The organism is Rhizobium sp. C104, assembly GCF_022354505.1.
GTDB lineage: Bacteria > Pseudomonadota > Alphaproteobacteria > Rhizobiales > Rhizobiaceae > Rhizobium > Rhizobium redzepovicii.
The window spans coordinates 690,135-700,040 of sequence record NZ_CP092352.1 but is presented as its reverse complement, the minus strand read 5'-3'; the positions used below and the strand labels follow the sequence as shown (position 1 = coordinate 700,040).

Below are 9,906 nucleotides of genomic sequence, written 5' to 3'. Positions count from 1 at the left end.
GGATCCGGACGTTATTCAGAGACGCGCATCGCCTGATATTGCCGAGCGCAGCGAGAGGGGACGCGGGTCCGTCCAGACGTCGCGGATATGGGCCAGGCATTTCTGACGTGAACCGGCAAAGCCGGCCGGCTCCCAGCCCGTGGGAATCCGCTTGTCCTGCGGCCAGACCGAGTAGTGGTGCTCGGTGTCGATGACGGCGATCCAGAGATCGTCGCGAGGCTCAAAACTGTCCATCGAAAGCTCCTGCGGTGATTGATGTCATGCGCAAATGACGAATTCCGATGGCTGCGGTTTAGAAAATTGCTGAGAATTTTTTTCTTCGTTCACCCCTAAATTCGCCCAGAGATGGATCGTCATTCTACCAAATCGGCAGAAGAGCGGGCTTCATGCTCGCCACATCAAAAGCCCGGTCGGTCAAGGAGAACATCATGGATTTCGACGCCGCCAAACAAAGGCGCGTTCTGCAGTCGCGCAGCTACATCAGCCTCGCACCCAATCTTATCCATCTGAAGACCGCGCACGGTCACCACGAGGCCGCATTCGAGGTCGAGGCCGACACCGCGACGCTGACCTTCTACCACGGCGATCCCGTGCGATCGGCCGAGCTTCTGATGGCGGCCGCCGAAGCCGTGACGGCGGAAGATCGCTCGATCAGATCAGTCGTCTTCGACGGGCATCAGGCGAGCCTCCCGCCGCATATTTCCGGCGCCGGCGGCACGCTGGATTCGGAGATCCTCTGGCAATGGCCGTCGCTCTGGCTGCCGCAGCTCAGCTACCCGCTGCCGCCGGTGCAGGAAATGACCGCCGGCCGTTATCATCCGCGCCGGCCGGCAAAGCCGAAGGGCACGGTCTACCGGCGATTCATTCCCTGGCTGGAACGCGACATCAGCTTCCGGGTGGCCGATCCCGAGACCGATCTTGCCGCCTTCCATCGCTGGATGAACGACGAGCAGGTCAATACGATCTGGGAGGATGCGGGCTCGCTCGACAGGCACCGGGAGATCCTGGAGGAGCGGATCGCCGATCCGCATGTCCTGCCGCTGATCGGCAGTTTCGCGGACATCCCCTTCGGTTATTTCGAGGTCTACTGGGCCAAGGAAAACCGGCTCGGCCCCTTCTACGATGCCGACGACTATGACCGCGGCTGGCATGTCGCGATCGGCGAACCCGATTATCGCGGCAAGAAATGGATCAGCGCCTGGCTTCCCTCGCTGATGCATTTCATCTTCCTAGACGATCCGCGCACGAAGCGCATCGTCGGCGAGCCGCGCGCCAGTCACGAGCAGCAGATCCGCAACCTCGATCGCTCGGGTTTCGCCAAGGTCAAGCATTTCAATTTTCCGCACAAGCGGGCGCTGCTCGTCATGCTGACCCGCGAGCGTTTTTTCGGCGACCATCTCTGGGTGCCCGCATCATGAACGATATGAGCGAGATGAGCGGCAGTCTTCGCAAACGGCGCCTCGCCCCGGAAGATCTTGCCAATCCTCAACTTCTCAGGCTGCTGCTGCGGCTAGGACTGCCGGCCATGTTCGGCCTGTCGATCAATGCCGCGCATCACACGATCAACATGGTCTTCGTGGGCATGATCGGCGAAGACCAGATCGCCGCGATCATGATCGTCCTGCCGATCCTGATGCTGATCGCCGCCTTCGGCGAAGGCATCGGCGTCGGCGTCGCAACCGAGGTCGGGCGGATGCTCGGCGCCGGCAACCGCTCGCGGGCCGGCGCCATTGCGTCGATCAGCCTTGCTGCCGGCGTCGCCTTCGGCGCGGCAAGTGCGCTCACACTCGTCGCCTTTCCGGATCTGCTGCTGTTCGGCGCCACGCCCGCGATCGAGCCGCTTGCGCAACATTACCTGATGATCATCGCGATCTCGGTCCCGCTGACGATGGCGCAGATCATTCTCGATTTCCTGGCGATCGCCGAGGGTAACGCCCGCTTCAGCATGTGGACGCTGGTCGCCTGCTTTGCCTTGAACATGATCCTCGACCCGATCATGATTTTCGGATTCGGCCTCGGCCTAGAAGGCGTTGCCATCGCCACCATCCTGTCCCAGCTCGTCGCGCTTTCCATCTATGGCGCCTACCACATCAGGCGGCTTGGGGCGGTCCGGCTGAGCCTCGACTGGCGGTTGGCCGACATCCGCACTCTCAGGCCCGTCCTTGCAGTCGGGGCGCCGACGACGCTGACCAGCCTTACGACGGCAGGCGCGATTGCGATCATGGTGTCGCTCGCCGCCACCTATCACGGAGAAGCCGGCATTGCCGGCATTGGGATTGCCTTGCGGCTGCTTGCGGTCGGAACACTTCCCGTTATCGGCATCTCGCTTGGGGCCCAGTCCATCCTAAGCTTTGCCTGGGGTCGAGGCGATATGGCCAGGGTGCTGTCGGCAACCCGCATCCTGACAGCGGTCACGAGTGCGGTGAGTGGCACCTGTGGGCTGACCGCGCTTGCCTTCTCCAAAGAGCTTGCCTCCTTCTTCACCAACGATGCGACAGCGATCGGGATAGCCGGGCAGGCGATCGTCGCAACCCATCTTCCGCTTCTGCTGTTCGGCCTGCGGCAAACGGTGCTGATCCTTTTCCAGGCGCAGGGCAGACCCAAGGCGGCGGTTGCCATCGGCCTGGCGCAGAACGGCTATCTGCTTTTTCCGCTGCTTGCGTTCCTGCCGCCCTTCTTCGGCTTTTCAGGCCTGCTGGCCGCGATGTTCCTGGCCTCGGCCCTGACCGGCCTGCTGTCCGCGGTCTGCCTGGTGAGATCGCTCAGCGCACTCCGGCAGCGCTCCACCAGCCGTCTGACCTCCATCCGTCCCTATCCAGCTTTTGTCCATGAGAGGATGACCATGAACCAATCGATCAATCCGCACGACCTTGGCGCCCATGCAGTCGCCGACGATCTCTTCACGCCCGTCGATCCGGCGGCATTCAACGCCGTGTCGCCGCCGATCTTCCAGACCTCGCTTTTCACCTATGACAGTTACGAGGCGATGGAGGATGTTTTCGCCGGCCGCACCCGCAACTACATCTATTCGCGCGGCGACAATCCGACCGTCCGCGAATTCGAACTCCTGGTCGCCCGCCTCGAGGGCGCCGAGGATGGGCGCGCCTTTTCGAGCGGAACGGCCGCCATCACCTCGACAATTCTGAGCCTGGTGCAGGCCGGCGACCGGGTCGTCGCCGTCCGCCACCTCTATAATGATGTCTACCGTCTTCTGGTTAAACTGCTCGACCGGCTCGGCGTCGCCGTCGATTTCGTCGATCCCGCCGACCACGACGAGGTCCGCAAGGCGCTCTCCGGCGCCAAGCTGCTCTATCTCGAAAACCCGACATCCTTCGTCTTCGAGCTGCAGGATATTGCGGCGCTGTCGGCCATGGCGAAGGAGGCGGGCGTTACCACCATCATCGACAATTCCTGGGCAACGCCGCTGTTTCAGAAGCCGATCCAGCACGGCGTCGATATCGTCATCCACGCCGCCTCGAAATATCTCGGCGGCCACAGCGATACGGTCGCCGGCGTCGTCGTCGGCTCGAAGGAGGCGATCGCGCGGATCAACGCGACCTCCTATCCCTATGTCGGCGCCAAGCTCTCGCCGTTCGAGGCCTGGCTGCTGCTGCGCGGCATGCGGACCCTGCGTGTCCGGCTGAAGGAACATGAGCGCAGCGGGCTTCTGCTGGCCGATCGGCTGAAACAGCATTCGGCGATCGCGCGCGTCCGTCACCCGGCCTTTCAGGATCATCCCGGTCGGGCGACGCTGTCGGGTTATGCCGGGCTGTTCGCCTTCGACCTCAATCCCGATATCGACGTCGCCCGTTTTGTGAATAGTCTCCGCGACATCCGCCTCGGCGTTAGCTGGGGGGACCCGAAACACTGGTGGTCCCCGCCAAGGTGGCGCTGCAGATCCCCGACCGGATGACTTCCTTCATCCGGTTCGGCGTGAGCGAGCAGACGGTTCGTTTCGCCGTTGGCCTGGAAGAGCCGGAACTGCTGTGGAACGATTTGCAGCAGGCGCTGCACGCTGCGAGACGTTAACAACTTGCCGGTGCGCATAATCGGGGCGCAGGAGGGGTTCGGCCATCGCGAGATGGCAATGCTCCTCCGCCGCCTTGATCATGAAGTTGACGAGGGTCCTTGAGACGCCGAGTTCGGCGGCAATATCCTTCTGCGGCACGCCGTTGAGGCGGTGCCGTATGAAGGCATCGTTGGTGCGCTTCGGCAAGGCCTCGAGCGAGGCAAGCACATCGCGCAGCGTCTCGGCGGCGACAAGCTGGTCGAGCACAGTTGGGATGGGAGCCGTGATCTCCTGAACCTGATCTATCGACCTATAGTTGTTCATCTGCTGACGGCGGCGGCGGCTTTCGTCGAGTGCGAGATTATAAACCATCCGAAAGGCGTAACCGATCGGGCAACGAATACCATCGGTTTTGACCCCGTAAGCTTTAATAACACCATCCTGAAAGATATCCTCAGAATATGACCTTGATTTAACAACGCTTTCAATCGTCTTAAGGAGCTTATCCTTGTTTTCGATCATAGCGTTGACAACGGCATTTCCATTCACATCGCGATGCAATGCTTGCATTGTCCCGTACCCTTTTTACAAATGGAAAACAGGCTTTGTCGTTACTGGTCGACGTAGTCGTGGCGCTCTTTTTTGCAGGAAAGTACACGATTTGATTGCAGTGTTTATTTTAAGGTGATAACAGGAGTCAAGTTTAAATCGACGGAGTGAAAGCGAGAAAAATGGGAAGGACAGTTGAGATCCTGACGGGCAAGGCGGAGCTCTGCCGATCGATCATGAGGGCTTTGCCCGACTGGTTTTCGGAACCCGAAGTCATCGAAGCGAGCGCCCAGGCGATCGAGGAGCTGCCGGTCTTCGGCTATATCGAAGCGGATGTCGTCACCGCGCTGATCGCCCTGAAGCCGCACCTGCCTGATGCCGTCGAAATCGCACTGATCGCGACACGCCCCGAACATCACGGCCGCGGCGCCGGACGTCATCTCATCGACGAAGCCGAACGTTTCAGCCATGAAGCGGGTGCCCGGTTGCTGACGGTCAAGACGCTCGCCCCGCGCGACCGCGAGGAACCGCAATTCGAGGCGACGCGGCGCTTCTACGACCGCAACGGCTTTATCAGGGCGGAGGTCTTTGCAAAGCTATGGCACGAGGATCACCCGTGCCTGTTCATGGTCAAGCCGCTTGCCGGCGTCCAGGCAGGTGAGACGACGCTTTGAGACGACGAGACTTTCTGCTTGGTGCGCTGGCAATGACCGGCGCACCCGCAACCGTGCGTGCCGGAGGCGGCGGCGTCGTTTCGCTCGACTACGGGCTGGCATCGACAATGCTTGCGCTCGGCGAGGCGCCGCGTGCCGTCGTTTCCTTGAGAAACTGGGGGAATGGGTGGTCACGCCGACGATGCCGGCCGGCGTCGTCGATCTCGGCACCACGTCGGAGATCAATCTCGAAGTCCTCACCAGCATCCGGCCGTCGCTCATTCTGAGCACCCCTTTCCTTGCGGCACTGGACGATAAACTGTCGCGGATCGCGCCGGTGGAGAGGTTCACCATTTATGCCGAGCACAACGAGGCACTCGACTGTTCCTACGCCGAAACGCTACGGCTCGGCACGATGATCGGACGGGCACAGGAAGCAAAGGCATTTCTATCCCATGCCGATGCCACCTTCGATCGGTTACGCGACCAGACGAAAAACCTGTCTGCGCCCCCCGTTGCCGTCATCAATTTCATCGACAACAGGCATGCGCGCATCTACGGCGGCCCCGGGCTTTTCAGTGGCGCCATGAAGCGCATCGGCCTTGAGAATGCCTGGAAAGGCGAGGCCAGTTACTGGGGATTTCAAACGATCGGCCTGGAACAGCTCGCCGAACTCGACCGGGAAGCGCATCTCATGATCGTTTCGCCGCTGCTTCCACCCGACGCCCTGATGCAGCTTTCCGACAGCCCGCTCTGGACCAGCCTTCCCTTCGTCAGGCGGCAGCGGATCTCGGTCATTCCAGGCGTTCTGATGTTCGGAATGGTGCAGGAGGCGCTGCGGTTTTCGACCCTGGTCGTCGATACGCTGGAGATCTCAGCCAGATGAAGGCCAGATTTTCTCCCTTCGGGGCGCCCGCACTTGCGGGCCTCCTGCTCTTTTCCGGGTTGGCCCTTGCCGTGCTGGAGGTTTGGACGGCGCTGCCTCATCTCAAGGCGGCGACCGACGGCTATGATGCCGAGCGTCTTCTTCTCCTCTATTCGACACTGCCGCGCATGGCGACAGCCCTGATCGCCGGCGCAGCACTCGCACTCTCCGGCGCGATCCTGCAACAGGTGCTGCGCAATCCGCTGGCCTCGCCGACGACGCTCGGTATTTCCACCGGCGCCAATCTGGCGTTGGTGTCCGTCATGCTCGCAGTTCCCTCACTGGCGGGATGGGGCCGGGACGCGGTCGCGCTTGCCGGAAGTGCCGCAGCCGCCTTCGCCATCTTTTCGATCAGCGCCCGGCATGGCTTCTCGCCCTTTTCCCTCATCCTGTCCGGTATGATCGTCGGCCTCTGGTGCGGGGCGGCGGCGGCCATCCTGGTGCTGATGAACGATCAGTATCTTTCCGGGATCTTCATCTGGGGCGCCGGATCGCTGTCGCAGCAAAGCTGGGTGATTCCGACATCGTTGCTGCCGAAGGTGGCGCTGCTCACCGCGCTTGCCCTTCTGGCCACAAGACCGTTGACGCTGAGCCAGATCGGCGATGCCGGCGCAACGAGCCTCGGTCTGCCGATCAAATGGGCCCGCGGTTTCATGCTGGCGATTGCCATTGCGCTCAGCGCCCTCGTCACCAGCGCCGTTGGCGTCATCGGCTTCATCGGGCTGGTCGCTCCGCAGATCGTGCGGCTTGCCGGCGCCAGGCGCATCCTCAGCCAGCTGATCTGGTCTCCCATTACAGGCGCCGGCCTTCTGCTCCTGACGGATCAGGCGATCAAGCTTGTTGCTCCAGGCGACTTCGTGCCGACGGGGGCGGTGACGGCATTGCTTGGCGGCCCGATCCTGATCGCTCTTCTCCCACGCCTTGCCACAGCCTCACGCGCGCTGCCCGGCGTGGCGTCACCACAACATGCAATCAACAACCAAACGGCATCCTTCGCTGCTCTGCTCGTCCTGGTCATCGCATTGGCGACTGCCGCGATCTTCTTCGGCCGCGCACCCGACGGCGCCTGGACATGGCTGCCAACCGCCGCGTGGGACGGAATCCTTCCCCTTCGGCTGCCGCGGGTCGCCGCCGCGTTCGGCGCCGGAACCGTGCTCGGCGTGACGGGCCTCATTCTGCAGCGGCTGACCGGAAACGAAATGGCAAGCCCCGAGGTGCTCGGCGTATCGGCGGGGGCGACGCTCGGCGTTGCGGCGGCCATGTTCGCCTTTGCGGCACCTGGCCTAACGATCCAGCTAGCCTTTGCCGGCGGCGGCGCCCTTGTTGTGCTGACCCTGATCTTCCTCCTGAGTGCGCATTCCGGCTTCGGCCCGAACCGTGTGCTGCTGGCGGGAATCGCCCTCGGCGCGATACTCGATGCCGGGATCGGCGTCCTTGCCGCAAGCGGCGATCCGCGCGGCCTGGCGCTCATCCGCTGGATGGCGGGCTCGACCTATTTCGTCGACAATGCGGTGGCGGCAAGCGCCCTTCTCATTGCGCTCGGCTGCCTGGCCGTAGCCTTTCTCACCAGCCGCTGGCTCGCCCTGCTGCAGCTTGGAACCGAGACGGCAAGCGAACTCGGCCTCAGGATCGTTCCCGCACGTGCGGTGCTATTCGGTCTCTCGGGGATCATGACTGCGGCGGCGACGCTCGTCGTCGGCCCATTGAGTTTCGTCGGCCTGATGGCGCCGCACCTTGCCCACGGGCTCGGCCTTCGCCGGCCCGCCGCCCAGCTCCTGGCCGCCGCCCTCATTGGGGCGGCCCTTCTCGTCCTCGCCGACTGGACGGGGCGCATGATCGCTTTTCCCTATCAGATCCCCGCCGGATTGATCTCGGCCCTTGTGGGAGCCCCGATGCTGCTGATCGTTCTGCGCCGGCGGTCGTGAGAAACTGACCGCCGTCCGCAGCACCAGCCTGCACCGATAAGGCTCCAGCAGGATGGCCTGACGGTATTAGCTCGCCAATGCCTCGGCATCGGCGCCTGCGGGAATGCGCAATGGAGAGGAAGGATCGGTCGCAGCGCGCCATACCGCCTCGGCAACGTCGCCGGGTTGTGTCAGGGCCGATTCAGACTGCTTCTCCCACGACGCGAATACGCCGGCAACGACCGATGAATAGGCTTCGGGGAAACCGCCCTGTTTCTGAAGCCGCGAGCGCGCCGTATCGCCGAACCGCGTCTGCGGCGCGCGTCCGGGAAGGACGATCCTCACACGCACGTTGAAGGCCTCAAGCTCGAGCGTGGCGGAACTCGGTAAAAGCGTTCACCGCGGCTTTGCTGGCCGTATAGACCGAGAGGAGCGGAAGCGGCTTAAGGGTTACGCTTGAGGTGACGTTGACGATGACCCCTTCCTGCCGCTCCCGCATCTGCGGCAAAACCGCCTGCGTCATCGCAATGGTTCCGAGCGTATTCGTCTCGAAAAGATCGCGGGCAGTCTCCATCGACGTCCCTTCAACCGCGTTGAGCCAGCCGATGCCGGCGTTGTTTACCAGCACGCCCACAGGACCGGCGGCGTCAAGCGCAGCATGTATGCTTTCAGGGCTCGTAACATCCAGCGCGAGGATCTTGAGATTTTGCGACGGCGGCAGAAGGTCTTGGTGCGGCGTTCGCATGGTGGCAACCACTTTCCAGCCCTGCGCGAGAAAGAAGCTGGCAATTTCCAGCCCGAAACCTGATGAGCAGCCGGTGATGAGAACGGTCTTCATATGTGTCTCCTGTCTATGCTGACGGCCGTAGATGTAGACGGCGGTATCGATACTGTATATCATGCATCGTCCATATTACATTATCCGGAGTATCGATGAGCGACCCTTTGGCGGACATCGTCACGCTGCTGCAGCCAGCTGCGCGGTATTCAAAGGTGGTCAGCGGCGCAGGGATGTGGCGCGTGGATCGCCAGGAGACTGGCCAGCCATTCTACTGCGTGGTCCTGGAGGGTGCCTCACAGCTCAGCGCAGAGGACGATCGGATTATTCTGCGGGAAGGCGACTTCGTACTGATCCCGGCGGCTCATTGCTTCACGATGTCGAGTCTGGGCGCTGAGTTGTCGCCCGGGATCGATCCCCTCACCGTGACAATGCTCCCGGACGAAACCCGCCACGGTGACCCCGAGGGTGCAGCGAATGCACGATTGCTCGTCGGCCATTTCTCTTTCGGCTCGCCTGATGCGGCGTTGCTGGTCTCCCTGCTGCCGCAAATCATCCATATCAGCGGCGATAACAGGCTGTCGGCGATCGTTCATCTCGTTACCGACGAGGCCCGTGCTGAGCGGCCGGGAAAGAACATGATCCTTGCGCGGCTGTTGGAAGTCCTGCTTGTCGAGGCGTTGCGGTCGGATGTCGGGGAGGAGACGCCTCGCGGAATTCTGCGAGGCCTCAAGGATGCACGTCTGGCCCTGGCCATCCGTCGACTGCATGAAGACCCAGCCAGGGAATGGACGGTGGAACAGCTTGCCGATGAGGCGGCCCTGTCGCGGTCGGCGTTTTTCACTCGCTTTCGGCACGCTATGGGCCTGGCGCCAATGGAATATCTCATATCGTGGCGCATGGCGCTCGCCAAAAATCTGCTGAGGCAGGACGGGATCGGAATTCAGGAGATAGCGCTGCGCATCGGCTATGGCTCCGCAAGTGCGTTCAGCACGGCCTTTACCCGCTTCGTCGGATTGCCGCCCTCGAGATATGCCGAGCAGGCACGGACCCTCGCGAACGCCGCCGCATAGCTCGGTTGACCGCCG

General features: G+C 62.4%; 7 protein-coding genes and 3 pseudogenes. 7 read left to right on the top strand and 3 right to left on the bottom strand.

From position 1 onward, the window contains the following. Nucleotides 1-15: 15 nt before the first annotated feature. Nucleotides 16-234, bottom strand: coding sequence for an MbtH family NRPS accessory protein (locus MF410_RS31425; RefSeq protein WP_222135122.1), 219 nt, complete (start codon nt 232-234; stop codon nt 16-18). Nucleotides 235-428: 194 nt separating this feature from the next. Here MF410_RS31425 and MF410_RS31420 point away from each other — a divergent pair, with 194 nt between their 5' ends. The 3 genes and pseudogenes from MF410_RS31420 (at nt 429) to MF410_RS31410 (ending at nt 4,029) form a co-directional block, all read left to right on the top strand. Continuing rightward, on the top strand, nt 429-1,418 hold the full coding sequence (locus tag MF410_RS31420; RefSeq protein ID WP_179867084.1) for a GNAT family N-acetyltransferase: 990 nt from the start codon (nt 429-431) through the stop codon (nt 1,416-1,418). Beyond that, nucleotides 1,415-2,824, top strand: a pseudogene (locus MF410_RS31415) (MATE family efflux transporter); the annotation flags it as partial. The gene MF410_RS31420 and the pseudogene MF410_RS31415, both read left to right, overlap by 4 nt. Before the next feature lie 18 nt (nt 2,825-2,842). Then, a pseudogene (locus tag MF410_RS31410) lies at nt 2,843-4,029 on the top strand (PLP-dependent transferase). Here the strand turns inward: MF410_RS31410 and MF410_RS31405 are convergent. Next, nucleotides 3,920-4,579: a sigma-70 family RNA polymerase sigma factor gene (locus MF410_RS31405; RefSeq protein WP_239620858.1), complete on the bottom strand. Its 660-nt coding sequence runs from the start codon at nt 4,577-4,579 to the stop codon at nt 3,920-3,922. The pseudogene MF410_RS31410 and the gene MF410_RS31405 sit on opposite strands and share 110 nt — an antisense overlap. A 161-nt stretch (nt 4,580-4,740) precedes the next feature. On the opposite strand from MF410_RS31405, the gene MF410_RS31400 reads away from it, so the two are divergent. The 3 genes from MF410_RS31400 to fhuB all read left to right on the top strand — a co-directional run bounded on the left by MF410_RS31400 (nt 4,741) and on the right by fhuB (nt 8,061). Then, nucleotides 4,741-5,232 (top strand): GNAT family N-acetyltransferase, encoded by a 492-nt coding sequence (locus MF410_RS31400; protein ID WP_097624295.1) that lies wholly within the window; start codon nt 4,741-4,743, stop codon nt 5,230-5,232. 166 nt (nt 5,233-5,398) lie between these two features. After that, nucleotides 5,399-6,097 (top strand): ABC transporter substrate-binding protein, encoded by a 699-nt coding sequence (locus MF410_RS31395; RefSeq protein ID WP_239620857.1) that lies wholly within the window; start codon nt 5,399-5,401, stop codon nt 6,095-6,097. Beyond that, a complete protein-coding gene (fhuB, locus tag MF410_RS31390) occupies nt 6,094-8,061 on the top strand; it encodes a Fe(3+)-hydroxamate ABC transporter permease FhuB (protein WP_222148698.1) in 1,968 nt (655 codons plus the stop codon). The genes MF410_RS31395 and fhuB overlap by 4 nt, the downstream gene beginning before the upstream one ends. Nucleotides 8,062-8,127: 66 nt before the next feature. On the opposite strand, the pseudogene MF410_RS31385 reads toward fhuB, so the two are convergent. Then, nucleotides 8,128-8,878, bottom strand: a pseudogene (locus tag MF410_RS31385) (SDR family oxidoreductase). 95 nt (nt 8,879-8,973) lie between these two features. Here MF410_RS31385 and MF410_RS31380 point away from each other — a divergent pair. Then, complete coding sequence (locus tag MF410_RS31380) at nt 8,974-9,891, top strand: AraC family transcriptional regulator (RefSeq protein WP_097624291.1); 918 nt, start codon at nt 8,974-8,976, stop codon at nt 9,889-9,891. Nucleotides 9,892-9,906 lie beyond the last annotated feature (15 nt).

What these genes read in the sequence shown, in the direction of transcription:
- MF410_RS31400 (WP_097624295.1), top strand. Translation starts at nt 4,741, where the DNA reads ATGGGAAGGACAGTTGAGATCCTGACGGGCAAGGCGGAGCTCTGCCGA.
- MF410_RS31405 (WP_239620858.1), bottom strand. Translation starts at nt 4,579, where the DNA reads ATGCAAGCATTGCATCGCGATGTGAATGGAAATGCCGTTGTCAACGCT.
- MF410_RS31380 (WP_097624291.1), top strand. Translation starts at nt 8,974, where the DNA reads ATGAGCGACCCTTTGGCGGACATCGTCACGCTGCTGCAGCCAGCTGCG.
- MF410_RS31420 (WP_179867084.1), top strand. Translation starts at nt 429, where the DNA reads ATGGATTTCGACGCCGCCAAACAAAGGCGCGTTCTGCAGTCGCGCAGC.
- MF410_RS31425 (WP_222135122.1), bottom strand. Translation starts at nt 234, where the DNA reads ATGGACAGTTTTGAGCCTCGCGACGATCTCTGGATCGCCGTCATCGAC.
- fhuB (WP_222148698.1), top strand. Translation starts at nt 6,094, where the DNA reads ATGAAGGCCAGATTTTCTCCCTTCGGGGCGCCCGCACTTGCGGGCCTC.